We start from the raw sequence: 21,621 nt of genomic DNA, 5'->3' as shown, positions 1-21,621 counted from the left end.
GCCGCCGGGCGTGCCCGCCCGGCGCCGTCCGCAGGGCCGCGGCGGATCGTGCAGCCGCGCACGTGTGATCGACTTCTGGCGTCCGGGTGGTCGGGTGCGGTTCCACTTGTCGGGGAGCGGCGGGCGGTGTCAGAGTCGGGGCAGGAACAAGCCCTTGGAGGTGGCTCCGATGCGTGCGGTGGTAGCCCACGTGGTGAGCCCTTGCCCGCGGGGTGGCGGACACCCCGCTGTCGAACCGGCCGTCCGGCCCGTCGCGCGGTGCGCGGCGGTGGCCCGCGAGATCCGCTTCGCGACCGACTCCGGCGGTTGAGGCCCGGGCCTCCCGCCGCCTTCCCCCACGTTCCGTTCCCGCTGACCGCGTCCGGCGCGCCCCGACGCGTCGGCGGCGCGCACCCGCACCTGGAGTTGATCATGGTTTTCCTGCTTCGCTCCGCGCTGCACCAACGACATCCGGTGGCCGGTCGGGGCGACCGTCGGCACCTGGCCGCACTGGCGGACATGACCCCGGGCGCCTTCTGGCTCGACGGCAGCCGCCGCCCCGAACCGGCCTCCACCCTGACCAGCGCGACCACCGCCGACCTGCTCGTCGTCGGCGGCGGCTACACCGGCCTGTGGGCGGCGCTGCAGGCCAAGGAACGCGACCCGGCCGCCGACGTGGTGCTGGTCGAGGCCCGCGAATGCGGGTGGGCGGCCTCCGGGCGCAACGGCGGCTTCTGCGTGTCCAGCCTCACGCACGGGCTCAGCAACGGGTACCAGCGGTTCCCGCACGAACTGGCCGTGCTGGAGCGGATCGGCATGGAGAACCTCGACGGCATCGAGAAGACCATCCGCACCCACGGCATCGACTGCGACTTCGAACGCACCGGGGAACTGGAGGTGGCCGTCGACGACTGGCAACTGCGGGACCTGCGCCAGGCCGCGCTGGTCGCCGACCGCTTCGGCCACACCGCCCAGCTCCTCGACGCCGACCAGGTGCGCGCCGAGGTGAACTCGCCCACCTACCTCGGCGCGCTGTGGATGCGCGACTCGGTCGCGCTGGTCGACCCGGCGCGGCTCGCGTGGGGTTTGCGCGAGGTGTGCCTGCGCAACGGCATCCGGATCTACGAGCGGACACCGGTGAACTCGCTGACCGACGCGCGCCGCGGTGTCCTCGCGCGCACCTCCTACGGGTCGGTGCGGGCCGGGCGGGTGCTGCTCGCGACGAACGGGTTCCCGCCGCTGCTGCGCCGACTGCGCAACTACGTCATGCCGGTGTACGACCACGTGCTGGCGACCGAACCGCTCACCGACCGGCAGCTGGAGTCGATCGGCTGGCACAACCGGCAAGGGATCAGCGACGCCGGGAACCAATTCCACTACTACCGGCTCACCGCCGACAACCGGATCATCTGGGGCGGTTACGACGCCATCTACCACTACGGCGGGGCGGTCCGCGACGAACTGGACGTGCGGCCGGAGACCTTCGCCAAGCTCGCCGACCACTTCTTCACCACGTTCCCGCAGCTGGAGGGCGTCCGGTTCAGCCACGGCTGGGGCGGGGTCATCGACACCTGCACCCGCTTCTGCCCGTTCGTCGGCACCGCCAAGGGCGGCCGCATCGGGTACGCGCTGGGCTACACCGGGCTCGGCGTGGCCGCCACCCGCTTCGCCTCCCAGATCGCGCTGGACCTGATGGACGGGCGCACCAGCGAGGCCACCGCACTGGACTTCGTCCGCACCCGTCCGATGCCGCTGCCGCCGGAACCGCTGCGCTGGGCGGGAATCCAGCTCACCCGCTGGTCGCTGCGGCGCGCCGACCGCAACGGCGGCCACCGCAACCTGTGGCTGCGCACCCTGGACGCCCTGGGCCTCGGCTTCGACACCTGACCGCAGCACCCGGGCGCGACCGCGCACGCGCCGACTGGACAATGGTCGGCCGGTGTTCGGTGGCTTCCAGGTGGTGACATTGCAGGATCTCTCGGCGCCCCCCGACGTGTCCGGCAAGGGGTTGCGCAGCGGTGCGGTCGGGTTGGTGTCGTCGGTGGTCATCGGAATGGCCTCGACCGCGCCCGCGTACAGCTTCGCCGCCACGCTCGGTTTCATCGTGCTCGCGGGCGTCGGGGTGAAGGCCCCGGCCGTGATGCTGCTGGCGTTCGTGCCGATGGCCTGCATCGCGGTCGCCTACCGGGAGTTCAACCGCGTGGAACCGGACTGCGGGACGAGTTTCACCTGGATCACGCGCGTTTTCGGCCCGAAGCTGGGCTGGCTGAGCGGATGGGCGGCGATGGCCGCGCAGGTGCTGGTGATGGCCAGCCAGGCGGAGGTGGCCGGGCGTTACTCGCTGCTGCTGTTCGGCGCCGACGAGTTGGCCTCGAACCGGGTGGCGGTCACCGCGGTCGGCGTCGTGTGGATCGTGGCGCTGACCTACCTGTGCTACCGGGGCATCGAGCTGTCGGCGAAGGTGCAGTTCGTGCTGCTGGTCGTGGAACTGGTGGTGCTGCTGGGATTCGCGGTGGCCGCGCTGTGGCAGGTGGCGACCGGAACCGCGGGGCCGCAGGCGATCCGGCCGGAGTGGGACTGGCTGCTGCCCACCGACGTGCCCGCGGGCGGTTTCGTTTCCGCGCTGCTGCTGGCCGTTTTCGTCTACTGGGGCTGGGAGAGCTCCGCCTCGATCAACGAGGAGAGCCACGACCCGCAGGAGACGCCGGGCCGCGCCATCCTCATCTCCACCGTCCTGCTGGTGACGAACTACGTGTTCGTGACCGTGGCGGTGGTCGCCTACGCCGGGGTCGGCAGCACCGGCATCGGGCTGGCGAACGAGGCCAACGCCGACGACGTGCTCGCCGGGCTCGGCCCGGAGATCTTCGGCACCGGAGCGGTGGGCACGATCGGTGCGCTGCTGCTGGTCGTCTCGGTGCTCACCAGCGCCGCGGCCACGACCCAGACGACGATCCTGCCCGCGGCCCGCAGCAGCCTGTCGATGGCCTCGCACGGCGCGATCCCCGAGGTGTTCGCCCGGGTGCACCCGCGGTTCCGGTCGCCGAGCGTGTCGACCTGGACGGTGGGCGGGGCGTCCATCGCCGTGTACCTGATGTTCTCGGTGGTCAGCACCAGCGTGCTCGGGGACTCGGTGGATGCGGTGGGGCTGCTCATCGCCTTCTACTACGGACTGCTCGGACTGGCCTGCCCGTGGTTCTTCCGGCGCACGCTGTTCAGCGGTGCGCGGGCGTTCCTGCTGCGCGGGCTCGTCCCGGGGTTCGGGGGAGTGGTGCTGCTGGCGGCGTTCTTCCTGGCGCTGCGGGAGTATTCCGACCCCGGCTACGGCATGACGTCGGTCGCCGGGATCGGCACGGTGGCGGTGATCGGCGTGGCCGGACTGCTGCTCGGACTGCCGCTGCTGGTGTGGTTGCACCGGCGGTACCCGAGCTTCTACCGCGGCGAACGACTGCCGCGCTGGCCGGTTCCCGGCAAGACGTCCTGAGAGTTTTCGGTGATCTGCCGGTACCGGAGTCCCGGCGCTGGTAGGAAGAGGAGCCGTGGGCAGCGACTGCGTCGAGGTGGAAAGCGCCGCGTGGATCAGGCGGAGCACGATCCAGGAAGCGGCGTGCCTGACCTTCGTCCGGGACGTGGACGTCGACCGGGTGGCGCGCGCGTTCGGCGCGGTCACCGAGCAGGCCCGGCTGCTCGACATCGACGAGTTCTGCGAGGAGGCGTTCGCGCGGCAGGAGCGGTACCCGATGATCGCGGTGCGCCCGCTCGGCGACCGCCTGCTGGTCGTGGAGGACGGCGGCAGGCAGGGCAGGCGCCCCGAGGTGCTGCGCCGGGTCAGCGCGGACACCACGGTGGTGTCGGCCTTCTGGGACATCGACCGCCTCACCAGGTTCAGCTACGCGGCGGACGGCGTGGTGCGCACCTCGTTCGAGGCGGTGCTGCCCGAATACCGGGAGGGCGCCGAGCCCGACGCGCTGGAGGACGACCGCGCCGGGCTGCCGTGGTGCGACAGCGATCCGGTGGTGCTCATGCTGGCGCTGGCCGGCCGGATCACCGGCATCCCGCCGTCACCGGGCTGGCTGGCGGGCGAGTTCGTGACCTTCCCGGTCGCCGAGTGGCCCGACGACCTGGTGGCCGTGCCCGATCCGCTGGACAACGTTGTCGGCTACCCGCCGGAGCTGGCGCCCGCGGTGCGGGCCGGCGACCGGCGGTCCTGGCGGCGGGCGGCCGTGGCGGTGGCCCGGCACGTGCTGTCCCTGGTCGGCTGCCTGGAGCACCCGGTGATCCGGCGCACGCTGTCGTCGATGACGTTGGGGCGCCGGGTGGACGAGGGCAAGCTCAGCGAGATGGTGCGCGAGTGGTCGTGGCGCAGCCTCATGCACCGGCCGTGCAGCAAGGTGCGCGACCAGTTCCGCGCCGTCCAGGTGCTGCGCCAGGCCACCCACGCCGACCCGCTGACCGCGGTGCTCGCCGCGCTCGCCGAGGCGCGGCACGTGCGCGGCGTCGAGCAGGGCGATCTCGCCCACGTCGCGCGCGCCGCGCTCAGCGGCCGGTGAGATCGCGGCGTTCCGCCCCAGGACGGCCCCGGGGCCCGGCACAATGAACCGCATGTTCCGGTTCCTGCGCCGCAAGTCCGAAGACGTCGATCCCGCGGTCGACGCGGCCGAACGCGCCGCGGTGTTCTGGCGGCGCTGGCGGGAACTGCTCCCCGAGATCAGCTCCGCGCTCGGCGACGGCGAGCCGCACCGGGTCGAGAACCTGGTGGCCGATGCGGTCGCCGCGGTGAACCCCGGGCTGACCTTCGCCATCGAGCGCGGTGAGCGCGCCGTCTACGCGCTGGTGATCAGCGCCCAGGCCGACCCGGACCTGCGGATCTACACCGACGCCTGGATGGCCGCCGCTCCGGCGGCGGACGGCGTGTGGGAGTACCACGACGCGGTGCCCCCGGTGCCCGACCCGACCGAGGTCACGGTGAACCTGCGCGGTCGGCAGTACCCGATGGCCGAGGTCCGGGTCGCCGCGCAGGTCGACGAGGCCGAGGGCCTGGTCGACGTGGCCGTCTACCACCCGGGCTTCGGCGATCTCGACGAGCAGGCCCGGCGGGCGATGACCTTCCTGCCGCTGGACGCGACCCTCGGGGAGCGGCTGGCCGCCGAGCGGCTGGGCCGCGTGGAGACCGCCGAGCAGGAACCGCAGGGCGCGATCGGCCTGCTCGAACTGCGCGACCTCGTCCGCGAACTCGCCGCGGGTTGAGGTGCTGCGTGCCGGTGTCGGTGCAGGTGGTTAGTCTCGGGGCGTGACCAGCAAGGACCCGGAACGCATCGACGACGCCGCCCGCGCCGAGGACGGCACCGAGCTGCTCGCGGACCCCGCGGCCGGAACGCAGGCCGAGGGCGTCGAGGACGTGCCCGCGGACGTGCGGGAGCGCTACGCCGACCTCGCCGAGGAGGTCCGCGGCCACCAGTTCCGGTACTACGTGCTGGACTCGCCGACGATCGCCGACGCCGAGTTCGACGAGCTGTTCGTCGAACTCCAGCGCATCGAGGACGAGCACCCGGCGCTGCGCACCCCGGACTCGCCGACGCAGGTGGTGGGCGGCACGTTCTCCACCGAGTTCACCCCGGTGCAGCACCTGGAGCGGATGCTGAGCCTGGACAACGCGTTCAGCACCGAGGAGCTGACCGCCTGGGTGGACCGGGTGGAGCGCGAGGTCGGTTCGGACGTGCACTACCTGTGCGAGCTGAAGATCGACGGCCTGGCGGTCAACCTGCTGTACCGGGACGGCAGGCTGGAGCGCGCGTTGACCCGCGGGGACGGCCGCACCGGCGAGGACGTGACGCTCAACGTGCGCACCATGGGCGACGTGCCCGAGGAACTGACCGGGACCGACGAGTACCCGGTACCCGGGCTGGTCGAGGTCCGCGGCGAGATCTTCTTCCGCGTCGACGAGTTCGCCGAGCTGAACGCCGCCCTGGTGGACGCGGGCAAACCGCCGTTCGCCAACCCGCGCAACGCCGCCGCCGGGTCGCTGCGGCAGAAGGACCCGCGGATCAGCCGCAGCCGCCCGCTCCGGTTGATCTGCCACGGCCTGGGCAAGCGCGACGGTTTCGAACCGGAACGGCAGTCCGAGTCCTACGCGGCGCTCAAGGCGTGGGGCCTGCCGGTGTCCCGGCACACCGTCGTTCTGTCCACAGTGGACGAGATGGTGGACCACGTCCGCTACTGGGGGCAGCACCGCGACAGCGCCGAGCACGAGATCGACGGCATCGTGGTCAAGGTCGACGAAGTGCCGCTGCAACGGCGGCTCGGCGCCACCTCCCGCGCACCGCGCTGGGCGATCGCCTACAAGTACCCGCCGGAGCAGGCCACCACCACGCTGCTGGACGTGCAGGTCAACGTGGGCCGCACCGGGCGGGTCACGCCGTTCGCCGTCATGGAGCCGGTCAAGGTGGCCGGGTCCACGGTGTCCATGGCCACCCTGCACAACGCCGACGAGGTGCGCCGCAAGGGCGTGCTCATCGGCGACCGGGTGGTCATCCGCAAGGCCGGTGACGTCATCCCCGAGGTGCTCGGGCCGGTGGTGGACGTGCGCACCGGGCAGGAGCGCGAGTTCGCGATGCCCGCCGAGTGCCCGGAGTGCGGCGCGCAGCTGTACCGGCAGAAGGAGGGCGACGTCGACCTGCGCTGCCCGAACGCCCAGGGCTGTCCCGGGCAGCGCCGCGAGCGGCTGTTCTACCTGGCCAGCCGCAAGGTGCTGGACATCGAGGTGCTCGGCTACGAGGCCGCGAACGCCCTGCTGTCGGCCGGGGTCGTGGAAGACGAGGGCGACATCTTCGACCTCGACGAGGCCAAACTGCTCAAAACCCCGCTGTTCCGCACCAAGGAGGGCAACCTCTCGGCCAACGGCGTGAAGCTGCTGGCGAACCTGGAGTCGGCCAAGCAGAAGCCGCTGTGGCGGGTGCTGGTCGCGTTGTCGATCCGCCACGTCGGTCCCACCGCGGCGCAGGCGCTGGCCCGCGAGTTCGGATCGCTGGACCGCATCGAGTCCGCCTCCGAGGAGGAGCTGGCCGCCACCGACGGCGTCGGGCCGACGATCGCCGCGGCGGTGCGGGAGTGGTTCGCCGTCGACTGGCACCGCGAGATCGTGCGCAAGTGGCGCGAGGCCGGCGTGCGGATGGCCGACGAGCGCGACGAGTCGATCCCGCGGCACCTCGCCGGACTGTCCATCGTGGTCACCGGCACGCTGCCGACCTACTCGCGGGACGAGGCCAAGGAGCTGATCATGGCCCGGGGTGGCCGGGCCGCCGGATCGGTGTCCAAGAAGACGGCGTTCGTCGTGGTCGGCGACTCACCGGGTTCCAAGTACGACAAGGCGGTCCAGCTCGGCGTCCCGGTCCTCGACGAGGACGGCTTCACCGTGCTGCTCCACCAGGGCCCCGAGGCCGCGGCGGAACGAGCCCTCCCCGCGGAGTGACCGCGCGCCTCGGAGCCTGTCTTCGAACTCGTTTTGGGCGGCGGTGCCGGGAGCGGAACCTTCAGCCGTCGAGGACGACCGAGACGATGCCCGCGAGGTGCGCCAGCCGGGCCAGTTCCGCGGCGCGGAACATCGGACCGCCGGGGCGGCCCGCCAGCAGCACCCGGTCCGGCTTGCCGATGGGCGTGGCGGCCAGCTCGGTGCCCAGCTCCTGCCAGGTGTCGGGCACCCACGGCTCGTCGCCGTCGAGGATCGTGGCGCGCGGCAGCGGCAGCCACGGCAGCTCCAGGTAGCCCTCCTGCGGGGCGGAGGTGCTGGCGGCCAGCTGCTCCGCGCCACCGGAGCGGTGCCCGAACACGATGGCCCACCCGGAACGGATGATCCGGGGAACGCCCTCGGCGAAGATCTGCAGGCCGTGGCCGGGCTCGGCGGCGATCTCCTCGACGAGTTCCAGCTCGCGGTGGGTGTCGAGCACGCCCGCGTACGGGCGCACCGCGTCGACCTCGACCCCCTCGACCGACTCGGCGGCGGTGATGAGCACGTCGGGCAGTCGACCGGAGGGCAGTTCCACGACCATGTCGTCGATGGCCACGCCGCTTCCGCGTTCGACGACGTCGACGCTGAGGATGTCGGCACCGATCTCACCGAGCGCGGTGGCCACCGACCCGAGCACGCCCGGCCGGTCCGGTATCTGCACCCGGATCAGGAATGACACCGGACTCAACGCCTCCAGCTTCGTGCGCGGCACCTCGCCGTCCGCGCGCTGACCGGCACGAGGCCGCGCTCCGGCGCCTCCTCGTGCGAGGAACTGGCGAGGCGAATTGTGTCAGACGAGCGGGGGACTTGGTGACGCCGCCGTCCACGCAGTGGAATGACCTGCGGCTTCGTCCGGTGACGCGGTGGCGACCGTGCGTGCCGACCCGCCGCCGCCCCCTGCGGGCCCGGGGCCGCCGGAGCCATAGACTCGGGGAGTACCCGTGAACCGGACATGACCAGGGGAGCCCGCGCAGTGTCCAAGATCTCCCGCGACGAGGTCGCGCATCTCGCCGGCCTGGCGAGGCTGGCCGTCACCGAGGCCGAGCTCGACACCTTCGCCGGCCAGCTCGACGTGATCCTGGAGTCGGTGGCCAGGGTCGGGGAGGTCGCCGCGGACGACATCCCGCCGACGTCGCACGCGGTACCGGTGACCAACGTGTTCCGCGCGGACGAGGTGCGCGGCGGGCTGACGCCCGACCAGGCGCTTTCCGGCGCGCCCGCCGTGGAAGAGGGGCGCTTCCGCGTGCCGCGGATTCTCAGCGAGGAGGCCTGATGATGAGCCAGGCTTGTTCCCCGGCTCGTCGAGGCCGACCGGGTGCGGGTGTCCCGCACGACACTGAGGAGGCCCGATGAGCGACGCTTGTTCCCCGGCTCGTCGGGGCCGACCGGGTGCGGGTGTCCCGCATGACGCAGAGGAGGCTTGATGACTTCGACCGCATCAGGCGGTGGCCTGACCGGGCTGACCGCGTCCGAGCTCGCCGCGAAGCTGCGGGCGGGTGAGGTGTCGTCGGTCGAGGTGACCCAGGCCCACCTGGACCGCATCGCCGCCGTGGACCAGGACGTGCACGCGTTCCTGCACGTCGACGCCGAGGGGGCGCTCGCCGCCGCCCGCAAGGCCGACGACGACCGCGCCTCCGGCCAGGCGGCGTCGCCGCTGGCCGGTGTGCCGCTGGCGCTCAAGGACGTGCTGACCACCACCGACATGCCCACCACCTGCGGCTCCAAGATGCTGGAGGGCTGGACGCCGCCGTACGACGCCACCGTGACGCGCAGGCTGCGCGAGGCGGGCGTGGTGATCCTGGGCAAGACGAACATGGACGAGTTCGCGATGGGCTCGTCGACGGAGAACTCCGCCTACGGCCCGACGCGCAACCCGTGGGACCTGGACCGCATCCCGGGCGGGTCCGGCGGCGGGTCCTCCGCGGCGCTGGCCGCGTTCGAGGCACCGCTGGCCATCGGCACGGACACCGGCGGTTCGATCCGCCAGCCCGGTGCGGTGACCGGCACCGTGGGCGTCAAGCCGACCTACGGCGGGGTGTCCCGGTACGGGCTGGTGGCGTTCTCCTCGTCGCTGGACCAGCCGGGTCCGTGCGCGCGGACGGTGCTGGACGCGGCGCTGCTGCACGAGGTCATCGCCGGGCACGACCCGATGGACTCCACCTCGATCGACCAGCCGGTGCCACCGGTGGTCGCCGCCGCCCGCGAGGGCGCGGCGGGCGGCCTGGCTGGCGTGCGGGTCGGCGTGGTGCGCGAGTTCTCCGGTGACGGCTACCAGCCGGGCGTGCAGCGGGCGTTCGACGCGGCGGTGCGGCAGCTGGCCGAGCTGGGCGCGGAGGTCGTCGAGGTGTCCTGCCCGCACTTCGACTACGCGCTGCCCGCCTACTACCTGATCGCGCCCAGCGAGTGCTCGTCGAACCTGGCCCGGTTCGACGCGATGCGCTACGGGCTGCGGGTGGGCGACGACGGCACCCGCAGCGCCGAGGAGGTCATGTCGCTGACCCGCGAGGCCGGGTTCGGCCCGGAGGTCAAGCGGCGCATCATGATCGGCACCTACGCGCTGTCGTCCGGTTACTACGACGCCTACTACGGCCAGGCGCAGAAGGTGCGCACGCTGATCACCCGCGATTTCACCGCGGCCTTCGAGCAGGTCGACGTGCTGGTGTCGCCGACCACGCCGACCACCGCGTTCCGGATCGGCGAGCGGGTCGACGACCCGATGGCGATGTACCTGGCCGACCTGTGCACCATTCCGGCCAACCTGGCGGGCAACGGCGCCATGAGCATCCCGTGTGGACTGTCCGATGAGGACGGTCTGCCGGTGGGTCTGCAGATCATGGCCCCGGCCATGGCCGACGACCGGCTCTACCGGGTCGGCGCGGCCTACGAGGTCGCCCGCGACGCCGCCCAGGGCGGCGCCCTGATCAACCGAGTCCCGACGCTGGAGGCGGTATGAGCGACGGATCCGCGTTCCCGCTCGTGCCCGCCGAGGTGCGGGTGTCCCGTACGACGCTGGAGGTCGCGTGATGAACCCGAAGCTGAAAGCCGTTGTCCAGCTCGCCTCCGCGCTCTCGGCGGCCTTCGGCCTGCGCGCGAGCTTCCGCGAGGCGCGGGCCAACAAGGACCGGCTCGCGCTGGCCGACGCGATCATCACCGCGCTCGGGCTGGTCACCGGCACCGCGCTGGCGGTGCGGACGCTGCGCCGGGGTGAGGAGGACGCGAAGTGACCGCGATCGCCGAGATCATGGACTACGACGAGGTCGTCGAGCGGTTCGACCCGGTCCTCGGCCTGGAGGTCCACGTCGAGCTGTCCACCCGCACGAAGATGTTCTGCGGCTGCGCGAACGCCTTCGGCGCCGAACCCAACACCCAGGTCTGCCCGGTCTGCCTCGGCCTGCCCGGGGCGCTGCCGGTGGTCAACGGCAAGGCGGTGGAGTCGGCCATCCGGATCGGGCTGGCGCTCAACTGCGAGGTCGCCGAGTGGTGCCGGTTCGCCCGGAAGAACTACTTCTACCCGGACATGCCGAAGAACTTCCAGACCTCGCAGTACGACGAGCCGATCGTGCACGACGGTTACCTGGACGTGGTGCTCGACGACGGTGAGACCTTCCGCGTGGAGATCGAACGCGCCCACATGGAGGAGGACACCGGCAAGTCGCTGCACGTCGGCGGTGCCACCGGCCGCATCCACGGCGCCGAGCACTCGCTGCTGGACTACAACCGGGCGGGCGTGCCGCTGATCGAGATCGTCACCAAGCCGATCGTCGGTGCGGGGGCCCGCGCGCCCGAGGTCGCCCGCGCCTACGTCACCGCGCTGCGCGACCTGCTGCGCGCGCTGGACGTCTCCGACGTGCGCATGGACCAGGGGTCGCTGCGCTGCGACGCGAACGTGTCGCTGCGGCCGAGGGGCACCGAGGAGTTCGGCACCCGCACGGAGACCAAGAACGTCAACTCGCTGCGCAGCGTCGAGCGCGCGGTGCGCTACGAGATGCAGCGGCAGGCCGCGGTGCTGAGCTCCGGGGGCGCCATCCGGCAGGAGACCCGGCACTTCGACGAGTCCACCGGCTCCACCTCGGCCGGTCGTCCCAAGGAGACCTCAGAGGACTACCGGTACTTCCCGGAGCCGGACCTGGTGCCGATCGCGCCGTCCCGCGAGTGGGTCGCCGAGCTGTCCACGACGCTGCCCGAGCTGCCGTGGGAGCGGCGCAAGCGGGCGCAGGAGGAGTGGAAGCTCTCCGACGAGGAGCTGCGCGACCTGGTCAACGCCGGGGCGCTCGAACTGGTCGCCGAGACCGTCGAGGCCGGTGCCGCGCCGGGCGACGCCCGCTCCTGGTGGGTCGCCTACCTGGCGCAGCAGGCCAACACGCGCGGCGTCGAGCTCGCCGACCTGGGCATCGCGCCGAAGCAGGTGGCGCGGGTGGTCGAACTCGTCGCCGAGGGCAAGCTGACCAACAAGCTGGCCCGCCAGGTCGTCGACGGCGTGCTGGACGGCGAGGGAGAGCCGGACGAGGTGGTCGCCGCGCGCGGCCTGGAGGTCGTCTCGGACGACTCGGCGTTGCAGGCGGCGATCGACGAGGCGCTGGCCGCCCAGCCGGACGTGGCCGAGAAGATTCGCGGCGGCAAGGTGCAGGCCGCGGGCGCCATCGTCGGCGCGGTCATGCGGGCCACCAAGGGCCAGGCGGACGCCAAGCGAGTGCGGGAACTGGTGCTGGCGGCCTGCGGAGTCTGAACCGGCGGCCGAGAACGGGCGGGGACCGGCGGGTCCCCGCCCGTTTCACGTCCGGGTCCGATTCGCGTCCATCGTGGACGTCTCAGTCCTTGCCCGCGGCGCCGCCGGTCGGGGGTTCGATGCGCAGGGCGCGGTCGTCGCTGGACACCGGGCGGCCGCCCGCCTTGTTCGACGTGCCCAGCCAGAGCAGCCCGTCCGGGCCGAGCGCGGCGGCGGAGAAGCGGCCGTAGGTGTTCTCCATGACCCGCGTCGGCTGTCCGGTGATGGTGCCGTCCGGACCGGGGTGCAGGGTGAACAGCGCGGGGACGCCGCGCAGCGCCACGACCACCGCGGACTGGGCGGCGGCGCACCCGGCCACCCCCGGTTTCTCCCGCCACGTCCAGGACGGCGCACCCAGCGGTCGCCCGGGCTGCACCTGGTAGAGGGCGTCCTGCGAACCGCCCCGGTCGGTCACCCAGTAGGTGCCCGCGCCGGGGGCTCCGCACAGGCCGCCCGGTTCCGCCAGGCCGGACGCGACCACGCGCGAGGTCGGGTCCGGGTTGCCGGGTGCGGGGTTGCCGAAGCCGTCGACGCGCAACACCTTGCCGGCCAGCGACGCCGGGTTCGCGGCATCGGCCGGATCCCCGGCGTTGCCGGTGGCGACCAGCAGCGCGCCCTTGCCGTCGTCGAGCAGCGCACCGGAGTTGCCGGAGGCGCCCCGGGGGATGCCGGTCAGCACCGGTTTGGGCCGGTCCCCGGGCGCGATGCGGACCACCTCGTTGCCGCCGGGCGCGGTCACGTAGGCGTAGAACAGCTCGTCCTCGCCGTAGCTGGGCGACAGCGCCAGTCCGGTCAGCCCGCCGTCGCCGCTCGGATCGACCGGGACGCGGGCCAGCTCCTGCGGTTGCGCGCCGCGCTGCACGCGTAGGATCCGGCCGGTGGCGCGTTCACCGACCAGCGCGCCCTGGCCGTCCGGCAGCACCGCGATCGCGCCCACCGGGTCCAGGCAGGTCGCGACCACGGCCGGGTCCGGGTCCTCGCAGCCGACGGGCGCGGCGGGTTTCTGGGGTTTCGGCGCACCGGTCTGCGGCGGCGGGGTCTCGCCCTCGATCGACGGCTGTGGCCCGGCCTGCGGTTCCAGCGACGGCTGGTCGGCCCACGGGCGCTGGTGCTCGTCGGGGAACTGCGCGCAGCCCGCCAGCAGCGCGCCGACCGCCACGGCGGCGCCGAACGCGAGTCGGCGGAACGTTGCTGCCACGACGCCCGAGGGTAGTCGGCCGGGGGTGAACCTCAGGTGAGCGGGAGCCGGATGCGCCGCACCGGCGGGCGCGGCGGGTCGACGCCCCGCCGCGCGCACTCCACGGCCTGCACGCGGTGCAGCAGCAGCGCGAGTTCCTCCCGCACCGCGTCCGGCGCCTCGAACGGGATGAGGTGCGCGGCGTCCACGACGCGCACCCGGGCCTGCGGGAGCGCCGACACCGCGCCCGCGGCGGACGCGACGTCGGCGAACACGTCGTGGCGTCCGGCGAGCACGGTCACCGGGCATCCGATGCCCGCCGCGGACGGCCGTTCGGAGGCGTTCCGCGCCAGGGTCAGGGCGACGTGCCACCGCCAGTCGCGGTGCAGCAGCGCGCGCAGACCGGTGGTCGTGGTCGACAGGTCCGCGTCCGGGCCCACCAGCCCGGCCACCTGCAACGCCCTGCTCACCGCGCCGTTCACCGGCAGCCGCGCGGTCAGCGACTCCAGCAGCGGTCCGGCCAGCGCGAGCGAGGCACCACCGCCCGCGGCGAGCAGGGTCCGCAGGGCCGCGGGCATCGCGTCGAGCAGCGCGTCGACGGCGGCGGTCGGCGGACCGGCGAGCAGCAACAGCCCGCGCACGCGCCGGGGATACCGGCGGGCGAGTTCCAAGGCCGCCGCGGTTCCGGCGGACCAGGAGACGACGACGCACTCCGCGACGCCCGCCGCGTCGAGCGTGCGCGCCCCCTCGGCCGCTTGCTCGCGCAGCGAGCCCGCCACCTCGCGGCGCGGCCACCGCAGCACCCGGGCGGTCGTGTCGAGCGGCAGCAGTTCGGGCGCCGCGTCGAGTTCCGGGCAGCGGAGCACGACCAGCGCAGCGGGTTCCCGCTCTTCGACGCCGTCGACCATCACGCCATTTTCGCGCAACGCCCGCACCCGGTATCGAAGAAGTCACGTAACGCGGGGGTTTTCCGTCAAAGGGTCGCCCTGTGGGGTGAGATGCCCTAGCCTCTGGCCGCGTGAGGAGTCACGACGATCGCCCCGGTGGCGCGGGCGGCTACCCCGACGATCGCGATCACGCGGCGCCCGCTTCGGCGGCCGGGTCCGGAGGGACTCAGAGCCTCGGCGCGCAGAAGTACAACTACTACGACGACGATGACGGCTACAGCGACGCGGAGGCGACGTCGCTGGTCGACCAGCGGGACGACTACTACACCGATCTCGGTGTGGTCGAACGCCGCCCGTTCCGCTGGAACGCCGGAACCGACCTCGGCCTGCTGGTGCTGCGCCTCGCGCTCGGCGGGATCTTCCTCGCCCACGGCGCGCAGAAGATGTTCGGCGCGTTCGGCGGGCCGGGGATCAACGGGTTCGTCCAGGTGCTGCAGAAGATGGGCTTCCAGCAGGCGAGCACGCTCGCGCTGGTCACCGGCGGCACCGAGCTGGCCGCGGGCGCGCTGCTCGTGCTCGGCCTGTTCACCCCGCTCGCCGCGGCGGGCGTCGTCGGCCTGATGGCCAACGCGGCGATGATGAAGCTCGGTGGCGGGTTCTTCGCCGCCACGGGCGGTTTCGAGCTGGAGGCGACCCTCGGCGTGCTCGGCGTGGGCCTGATGTTCACCGGCCCAGGCCGGGTCGCGCTGGACTACGGCCGCGTCTGGTTCCGGCGTCCGCTGCCGTTCGGCTTCATCGCCCTCGTCATCGCCGCCGCCGCGGCGGCCGGTGTCTTCTTCGGACTGCACCGGGGCTGACCGCCGAGCCGGTCACCCGCCCCCGCGGCGGGACCGGCGAACACCCGCGGGACGCAGCAGGCGGGGGACCGGGTTCGGTCCCCCGCCTGCCGCACGTCGGGGTCACTTGGCGATGTCGCGGACCGCGCCGTAGGAGGCCGAGGTGGCCAGGCGGGCGTAGGCGCGCAGCGCCGCGGTGACCGGGCGTTCGCGGCCGACCGGCTGCCACGGGTGCTCGCTCGCCTCCATCTTCGCGCGCCGCTCGGCCAGCACGTCGTCGTCGACGAGCAGTTCCAGCTTGCGCTCCCGGACGTCGATGAGGATCTGGTCGCCGTCCTGGACCAGGCCGATGGCGCCGCCGTTGGCGGCCTCCGGCGAGATGTGCCCGATGGACAGCCCGGACGAGCCGCCGGAGAACCGGCCGTCGGTGATCAGCGCGCACTTCTTGCCCAGCCCGGAGCCCTTCAGGAACGCCGTGGGGTGCAGCATCTCCTGCATCCCCGGACCGCCCGCGGGGCCCTCGTAGCGGATCACCAGGACCTCGCCCGGCTGGATCTCCTTGTTCAGGATCGCCGAGACGGCCTGCTCCTGGCTCTCCAGCACCCGCGCGGGGCCCTGGAACCGCCACAGCTCCTCCTCGACGCCCGCGGTCTTGACCACCGCCCCGTCCTCGGCGAGGTTGCCGCGCAGCACCGCGAGCCCGCCGTCGGCGGTGTAGGCGTGCGCCACGTCGCGGATGCAGCCCGAGGTCGCGTCGGTGTCCAAAGAGGACCACCGGTTGGTGGTGGAGAACGCCTTGGTGGTGCGGACCCCGCCCGGCGCGGCGTGGAAGAGGTCGAGGGCCTGCTCGGAAGGCGATTCGCCGCGAATGTCCCAAGTGGACAGCCACTCGGTGAGGCTCGGGCTGTGCACCGAGGCGACGTCGCGGTGCAGCATCCCGGCGCGGTCCAGCTCGCCGAGGATCGCGGTGATGCCGCCGGCCCGGTGCACGTCCTCCATGTGGTAGTCGGAGTTCGGCGCGACCTTGGACAGGCACGGCACCCGGCGGGAGATCTCCTCGATGTCCTCCAGGGTGAAGTCGATCTCGCCCTCGCGGGCGGCGGCCAGCGTGTGCAGCACCGTGTTGGTGGAGCCGCCCATCGCCATGTCCAGCGCCATCGCGTTCTCGAACGCCTTCTTGTTCGCCACGGACCGCGGCAGCACCGTCTCGTCGTCCTGCCCGTAGTACCGCTCGGCGATGCGCACCACGGTGCGCCCGGCCTCCTCGAACAGGGCCCGGCGGGCGGCGTGCGTGGCCAGCGTCGAACCGTTGCCGGGCAGCGCCAGGCCGAGGGCCTCGGTGAGGCAGTTCATCGAGTTCGCGGTGAACATGCCCGAGCACGACCCGCAGGTCGGGCACGCCGAACGCTCCACCTCGGACAGTCCCTCGTCGTCGACCTGGGAGTTGGCCGAGGCGGAGATGGTGGTGATCAGGTCGGTGGGCGCGTGCGCCACGCCCTCCACCACCACGGCCTTGCCCGCCTCCATCGGTCCGCCGGAGACGAACACCGTCGGGATGTTCAGCCGCATCGCGGCGTTGAGCATGCCGGGTGTGATCTTGTCGCAGTTGGAGATGCACACCAGCGCGTCGGCCTGGTGCGCGTTGACCATGTACTCCACCGAGTCGGCGATCAGTTCCCGGGAGGGCAGCGAGTAGAGCATCCCGCCGTGGCCCATGGCGATGCCGTCGTCCACCGCGATGGTGTGGAACTCCCGCGGCACCCCGCCCGCTTCGCGGATCTGCTCGGCGACCACGTCGCCGAGGTCGCGCAGGTGCACGTGGCCGGGCACGAACTGGGTGTAGGAGTTGGCGATCGCGACGATGGGCTTGCCGAAGTCGTCGTCGGTCATGCCGGTGGCACGCCACAGGGAGCGGGCGCCGGCGGCATTCCGTCCGTGTGTCGTGGTGCGGGAACGCAGCGGGGGCATATCCACCTCGGTTCTCGAAAAGGGCGTGTTCTCGGTCACCCGCGCGGGATTCCGGGCACGCGGGATCGGCCCGGAAAAGGCCGAGAACCTCCGAATGGCGGGAGCGGCGCCTTGTGGGCGCGCCAGAGGTGCGGTGCGCCCGACATTACTCCTGCGCGTTCGGATCGGGCAGCCGCCCACCGCTCATCGCGGACAACCGGGGCAGGTCCCGGACCCGCACCGCGGACAGCGCGACCTCGTTGCCGGAGGCGAGCACGGCCCTGATCCAGCGCTTCTCGTCGAGCCGGAGAGCCCGGACGTCGTCCCAGGTGAAGCGGGTCCCGCCGAACATCGTCCGGACCGTCACGCGCTCCGGGCTCACGGTGGTCCGGGTGCGCAGGATCCACACCAGGAGTCCGAGCGGGACGAGGTAGAGCAGCAGTGCCGGGCCACCCGCCGTGGCGGCCACCGGGGTGGCGCACACCACGACGGCGAGCACCGCGAGCAGGGCTACCGGCGTGATGCGGAAGGTCAGCGACTCGGGCAGGCGCGGGGTCTCGGCCGCCTGCTCGGCGTCAGCCGCCGGTCGGGCGGCGTCCGCGGCTTCGGGCTGCTCGGGTTCGTGCGGGGTCTCGCTCACGCCTCCGATGGTCTCACCTGCGGCTCCCACCGCCGCACCAGCCGCCGCAGTCCACCATCCGGGACGATCATCCCGCATGGTTTGACGACTCCCGGGCCCGTTGGCTAACGTCCTGGGCATGCTGCGACTGCACGACATTCTCGTACTTCCCTGGCGCGTCGACGCCTGAGGAAGTTCGCAGCGTCGACGCGCCAACCCTCGCCGGACCTGTCTTGGTCCGCGGGGGTTTTTTCGTGTCCGGCCCCACTCCCAACCCCGAGGCAGACCCGATGACCAGCGCCAACACCAGGCAGAATCCGGTCCCGGCACCTCCGCCGGGACGGCGTCCCAAACCCGCTCCGCCGCACGGCGCGCCCGTGAAGATGACCGGGGCGCAGGCCCTCGTGCGGTCCCTGGAGTCCGTCGGCTGCGAGATCGTGTTCGGGATTCCGGGCGGGACCATCCTCCCGTCCTACGACCCCCTGCTGGACTCCGCGAAGGTCCGCCACGTCCTGGTCCGCCACGAGCAGGGCGCCGGGCACGCCGCCACCGGGTACGCGCAGGCCACCGGCAAGGTCGGCGTGTGCATGGCGACGTCCGGTCCCGGCGCGACGAACCTGGTCACCGCCCTGGCCGACGCGCACATGGACTCGGTCCCGGTGGTGGCCGTGACCGGGCAGCAGGCCACCGGGCTGATCGGCACCGACGCCTTCCAGGAAGCCGACATCTGCGGCATCACGCTGCCGATCACCAAGCACAACTTCCTCGTCACCGATCCGGATGACATCCCGCGGATCATCGCCGAGGCGTTCTACATCGCCGCCAGCGGACGGCCGGGGCCGGTGCTCGTCGACATCCCCAAGGACGTCCAGCAGGCGAGCGCGTCGTTCTCCTGGCCGCCGGAGATGAAGCTGCCCGGCTACCGGCCGACCAGCAAGCCGCACGGCAAGCAGGTCCGCGAGGCCGCCCGGCTGATCGCCGCGGCGCAGCGCCCGGTGCTCTACGTCGGTGGTGGCGTCATCAAGGCGGAGGCGCACGCCGAGCTGCGCGAACTCGCCGAGCGCACCGGCATCCCGGTGGTCACCACGCTGATGGCGCGCGGTGCGTTCCCCGACTCGCACCCGCAGCACCTGGGCATGCCGGGCATGCACGGCACGGTCGCCGCGGTCGCCGCGATGCAGCGCTCCGACCTGCTGATCGCGCTGGGCACCCGGTTCGACGACCGGGTCACCGGCCAGCTGTCCTCCTTCGCGCCCGAGGCGAAGGTCGTGCACGCCGACATCGACCCGGCCGAGATCTCCAAGAACCGCTACGCCGACGTGCCGATCGTCGGCGACTGCAAGGACGTGCTGTCCGAGCTCATCGACGCCGTGGCCGCGGCCACCGAGGACGGCGGGCGCATCGACCTGACGGCGTGGTGGGAGCAGCTGGACGACTGGCGCGGGCGGTTCCCGCTGGGCTACCAGTGGCCTTCCGACGGCAGCCTGTCGCCCGAGTACGTCATCGAACGGCTCGGCTCGCTGGTCGGTCCGGACGCCATCTACGCGGCGGGCGTGGGCCAGCACCAGATGTGGGCCGCGCAGTTCATCGGCTACGAGAACCCGCGGTCCTGGTTGAACTCCGGCGGCCTGGGCACCATGGGCTACGCGGTGCCCGCCGCGATGGGCGCCAAGGCCGGGATGCCGGGCAAGACGGTGTGGGCCATCGACGGCGACGGCTGCTTCCAGATGACCAACCAGGAACTGGCCACCTGCGCGATCGAGGACATCCCCATCAAGGTGGCCGTCATCAACAACGGCAACCTGGGTATGGTCCGTCAGTGGCAGAACCTCTTCTACGCCGAGCGCTACTCACACAGTGACCTCGGCACCCACAAGCACCGCATCCCGGACTTCAAGCTGCTGGCCGAGGCGTACGGCTGCGCCGGCCTGCGGTGCGAGTCCAAAGAGGACGTCGACAGCGTCATCGAGCGGGCCATGGAGATCAACGACCGACCCGTCGTGATCGACTTCGTGGTGGGCAAGGACGCCCAGGTGTGGCCGATGGTGGCGGCCGGAACGGGCAACGACGAGATCATGGCGGCGCGCGGCATCCGCCCGCTGTTCGACGAGGACGAGGGGTGAGCGCGTCGATGACCCGACACACGCTCAGCGTGCTGGTGGAGAACGTGCCGGGCGTGCTGGCCCGCGTCTCCGGGCTGTTCTCCCGGCGCAGCTTCAACATCGAGTCGCTCGCGGTCGGTCCGACCGAACATCCGGACATCTCCCGGATGACGATCGTGGTGGCCGTCGGCGACCAGCCGCTGGAACAGGTCACCAAGCAGCTCAACAAGCTGGTCAACGTGATCAAGATCGTGGAGCTGGAGTCGGACGCCTCGGTGCAGCGCGAGCTGCTGCTGGTCAAGGTCCGCGCCGACGCCTCGGTGCGCAGCCAGGTGCTGGAGACCGTGCAGCTGTTCCGGGCCAAGGTGGTCGACGTCTCCCCGGAGGCGCTGACCATCGAGGCCACCGGCACCCGCGACAAGCTCGACGCGCTGCTGCGGATGCTCGAACCCTACGGCGTTCGCGAGATGGTGCAGTCCGGCACGATCGCGATCGGACGCGGTCCGCGTTCCATCACCGCGACGGCGGTGCGCTGACCCGTCCCGTCCCCGGCCCGGCCGGGGCCCCGCCACACCGCCGACAACGAGTCCCGAAAGGAACACCGAAACACCATGGCAGTTGAAATCTTCTACGACGCGGACGCCGATCTGGGCATCGTGCAGGGACGCAAGGTCGCGGTCATCGGCTACGGCAGCCAGGGTCACGCGCACGCGCTGAGCCTGCGCGATTCCGGGGTCGACGTGCGCATCGGTCTGCCCGAGGGCTCCAAGTCCCGCGCCAAGGCCGAGGAGGAGGGCCTGCGGGTGGTCACCCCGGCCGAGGCGGCCGCCGAGGCCGACCTGATCATGATCCTGGCGCCCGACACCAAGCAGCGGCAGATCTACGCCGACGACATCGCGCCGAACCTGAAGTCCGGCGACGCGCTGTTCTTCGGCCACGGCTTCAACATCCGCTACGGCCTGATCCAGCCGCCGTCCGATGTGGACGTCGCGATGGTCGCCCCGAAGGGGCCGGGCCACCTGGTCCGCCGCCAGTTCGTCGACGGCAAGGGCGTGCCGTGCCTGATCGCGGTGGAGAACGACGCCTCCGGCAACGCGCAGGCGCTGGCGCTGTCCTACGCGGCGGCCATCGGCGGTGCCCGCGCGGGCGTCATCAAGACCACCTTCAAGGAGGAGACCGAGACCGACCTGTTCGGTGAGCAGGCGGTGCTGTGCGGCGGCACCAGCGCGCTGGTGCAGACCGGTTTCGAGGTGCTGGTCGAGGCCGGCTACCAGCCGGAGATCGCCTACTTCGAGGTGCTGCACGAGCTGAAGCTGATCGTGGACCTGATGTGGGAGGGCGGCATCGCCGGCCAGCGCTACTCCTGCAGCGACACCGCCGAGTACGGCGACCTCACCCGCGGTCCGCGCGTCATCGACTCGCACGTCAAGGAGTCGATGCGCAAGATCCTGGCGGAGATCCAGGACGACAGCTTCGCCAAGGAGTGGGTGGCCGAGGACGAGTCCGGCCGTCCGAACTTCACCAAGCTGCAGGCCGAGGGCAACGCCCACCAGATCGAAGAGGTCGGCAAGAAACTGCGCTCGCTGATGTCCTGGACCAACAAGTGACCTCTGCGCGCTGACTCCCGGCCAACCGGGTGAACCCCGGCGGTCGGTCGAGGAAGGCCCGGCGAACCCCACGAGGGAGCGCCGGGCCTTCTCGCGCGTCCGGCACCCCGGTTGTGCTGCGGGTTCGCGCGCAGCGCCCGCGGTGTCCACCGGGTGGGCGCGGTTTCCGCGCCGCGGGCGGTGCGCGCTACCGTGCACACC

General features: G+C 72.2%; 18 protein-coding genes. 13 read left to right on the top strand and 5 right to left on the bottom strand.

Annotation, left to right across the window (positions count from 1 at the left end; all coding sequences use genetic code 11):
- Nucleotides 1-411 precede the first annotated feature (411 nt).
- The 5 genes from NV263_RS25250 (at nucleotide 412) to ligA (ending at nucleotide 7,444) form a co-directional block, all read left to right on the top strand.
- Nucleotides 412-1,866 carry an NAD(P)/FAD-dependent oxidoreductase gene (locus NV263_RS25250; RefSeq protein ID WP_263249110.1) on the top strand — a complete coding sequence of 485 codons (1,455 nt, stop codon included), beginning with the start codon at nucleotides 412-414 and terminating at the stop codon, nucleotides 1,864-1,866.
- A gap of 73 nt (nucleotides 1,867-1,939) precedes the next feature.
- Nucleotides 1,940-3,460 (top strand): APC family permease, encoded by a 1,521-nt coding sequence (locus NV263_RS25245; protein ID WP_263249109.1) that lies wholly within the window; start codon nucleotides 1,940-1,942, stop codon nucleotides 3,458-3,460.
- A 55-nt stretch (nucleotides 3,461-3,515) separates the two neighbouring features.
- The gene (locus NV263_RS25240) at nucleotides 3,516-4,526 is read left to right on the top strand and encodes a DUF6461 domain-containing protein (RefSeq protein WP_263249108.1); all 1,011 of its coding nucleotides are present in this window, start codon (nucleotides 3,516-3,518) and stop codon (nucleotides 4,524-4,526) included.
- Nucleotides 4,527-4,578: 52 nt separating this feature from the next.
- Entirely contained in the window at nucleotides 4,579-5,223 is a 645-nt protein-coding gene (locus NV263_RS25235; RefSeq protein WP_263249107.1) for a hypothetical protein, read from the top strand.
- A 103-nt stretch (nucleotides 5,224-5,326) separates the two neighbouring features.
- Entirely contained in the window at nucleotides 5,327-7,444 is a 2,118-nt protein-coding gene (gene ligA / locus NV263_RS25230; RefSeq protein WP_263254362.1) for an NAD-dependent DNA ligase LigA, read from the top strand.
- A gap of 61 nt (nucleotides 7,445-7,505) precedes the next feature.
- Here the strand turns inward: ligA and NV263_RS25225 are convergent, their stop codons facing one another.
- Complete coding sequence (locus NV263_RS25225; RefSeq protein WP_263254361.1) at nucleotides 7,506-8,159, bottom strand: ACT domain-containing protein; 654 nt, start codon at nucleotides 8,157-8,159, stop codon at nucleotides 7,506-7,508.
- 294 nt (nucleotides 8,160-8,453) lie between these two features.
- Between NV263_RS25225 and gatC the strand changes: the two genes are divergently transcribed.
- The 4 genes from gatC (at nucleotide 8,454) to gatB (ending at nucleotide 12,206) form a co-directional block, all read left to right on the top strand.
- A complete protein-coding gene (gene gatC / locus NV263_RS25220) occupies nucleotides 8,454-8,753 on the top strand; it encodes an Asp-tRNA(Asn)/Glu-tRNA(Gln) amidotransferase subunit GatC (RefSeq protein WP_263249106.1) in 300 nt (99 codons plus the stop codon).
- Between the two features lie 150 nt (nucleotides 8,754-8,903).
- Nucleotides 8,904-10,433, top strand: a complete 1,530-nt coding sequence (gene gatA, locus NV263_RS25215; RefSeq protein ID WP_263249105.1) for an Asp-tRNA(Asn)/Glu-tRNA(Gln) amidotransferase subunit GatA — start codon at nucleotides 8,904-8,906, stop codon at nucleotides 10,431-10,433.
- Between the two features lie 70 nt (nucleotides 10,434-10,503).
- The gene (locus NV263_RS25210) at nucleotides 10,504-10,704 is read left to right on the top strand and encodes a hypothetical protein (protein ID WP_263249104.1); all 201 of its coding nucleotides are present in this window, start codon (nucleotides 10,504-10,506) and stop codon (nucleotides 10,702-10,704) included.
- Nucleotides 10,701-12,206 carry an Asp-tRNA(Asn)/Glu-tRNA(Gln) amidotransferase subunit GatB gene (gene gatB / locus NV263_RS25205; RefSeq protein WP_263249103.1) on the top strand — a complete coding sequence of 502 codons (1,506 nt, stop codon included), beginning with the start codon at nucleotides 10,701-10,703 and terminating at the stop codon, nucleotides 12,204-12,206. Before NV263_RS25210 ends, gatB begins: the two co-directional genes overlap by 4 nt.
- A gap of 82 nt (nucleotides 12,207-12,288) precedes the next feature.
- Here gatB and NV263_RS25200 read toward each other — a convergent pair whose 3' ends face one another.
- Complete coding sequence (locus NV263_RS25200) at nucleotides 12,289-13,443, bottom strand: PQQ-dependent sugar dehydrogenase (RefSeq protein WP_263249102.1); 1,155 nt, start codon at nucleotides 13,441-13,443, stop codon at nucleotides 12,289-12,291.
- 32 nt (nucleotides 13,444-13,475) lie between these two features.
- Nucleotides 13,476-14,330 carry an alpha/beta fold hydrolase gene (locus NV263_RS25195; protein WP_263249101.1) on the bottom strand — a complete coding sequence of 285 codons (855 nt, stop codon included), beginning with the start codon at nucleotides 14,328-14,330 and terminating at the stop codon, nucleotides 13,476-13,478.
- A 110-nt stretch (nucleotides 14,331-14,440) separates the two neighbouring features.
- On the opposite strand from NV263_RS25195, the gene NV263_RS25190 reads away from it, so the two are divergent.
- A complete protein-coding gene (locus NV263_RS25190) occupies nucleotides 14,441-15,166 on the top strand; it encodes a DoxX family protein (RefSeq protein WP_263249100.1) in 726 nt (241 codons plus the stop codon).
- Nucleotides 15,167-15,268: 102 nt separating this feature from the next.
- On the opposite strand, the gene ilvD is transcribed toward NV263_RS25190, so the two are convergent.
- Nucleotides 15,269-17,113, bottom strand: a complete 1,845-nt coding sequence (gene ilvD, locus NV263_RS25185) for a dihydroxy-acid dehydratase (protein WP_263249099.1) — start codon at nucleotides 17,111-17,113, stop codon at nucleotides 15,269-15,271.
- A gap of 145 nt (nucleotides 17,114-17,258) precedes the next feature.
- Nucleotides 17,259-17,732, bottom strand: a complete 474-nt coding sequence (locus NV263_RS25180) for a PH domain-containing protein (protein ID WP_263249098.1) — start codon at nucleotides 17,730-17,732, stop codon at nucleotides 17,259-17,261.
- 269 nt (nucleotides 17,733-18,001) lie between these two features.
- Here NV263_RS25180 and NV263_RS25175 point away from each other — a divergent pair, with 269 nt between their 5' ends.
- The 3 genes from NV263_RS25175 to ilvC all read left to right on the top strand — a co-directional run bounded on the left by NV263_RS25175 (nucleotide 18,002) and on the right by ilvC (nucleotide 21,420).
- Complete coding sequence (locus NV263_RS25175) at nucleotides 18,002-19,834, top strand: acetolactate synthase large subunit (protein WP_263249097.1); 1,833 nt, start codon at nucleotides 18,002-18,004, stop codon at nucleotides 19,832-19,834.
- A gap of 8 nt (nucleotides 19,835-19,842) precedes the next feature.
- Nucleotides 19,843-20,349, top strand: a complete 507-nt coding sequence (gene ilvN, locus NV263_RS25170; RefSeq protein WP_263249096.1) for an acetolactate synthase small subunit — start codon at nucleotides 19,843-19,845, stop codon at nucleotides 20,347-20,349.
- Nucleotides 20,350-20,424: 75 nt separating this feature from the next.
- Nucleotides 20,425-21,420 carry a ketol-acid reductoisomerase gene (gene ilvC / locus NV263_RS25165; RefSeq protein WP_263249095.1) on the top strand — a complete coding sequence of 332 codons (996 nt, stop codon included), beginning with the start codon at nucleotides 20,425-20,427 and terminating at the stop codon, nucleotides 21,418-21,420.
- Nucleotides 21,421-21,621: the final 201 nt, after the last annotated feature.

The sequence above is a fragment of the Saccharopolyspora rosea genome (assembly GCF_025643595.1).
GTDB classification, from domain to species: Bacteria; Actinomycetota; Actinomycetes; order Mycobacteriales; family Pseudonocardiaceae; genus Saccharopolyspora; species Saccharopolyspora rosea.
The sequence above is the reverse complement of the archived record's forward strand: the minus strand, read 5'-3'. Positions and strand labels throughout refer to the sequence as shown.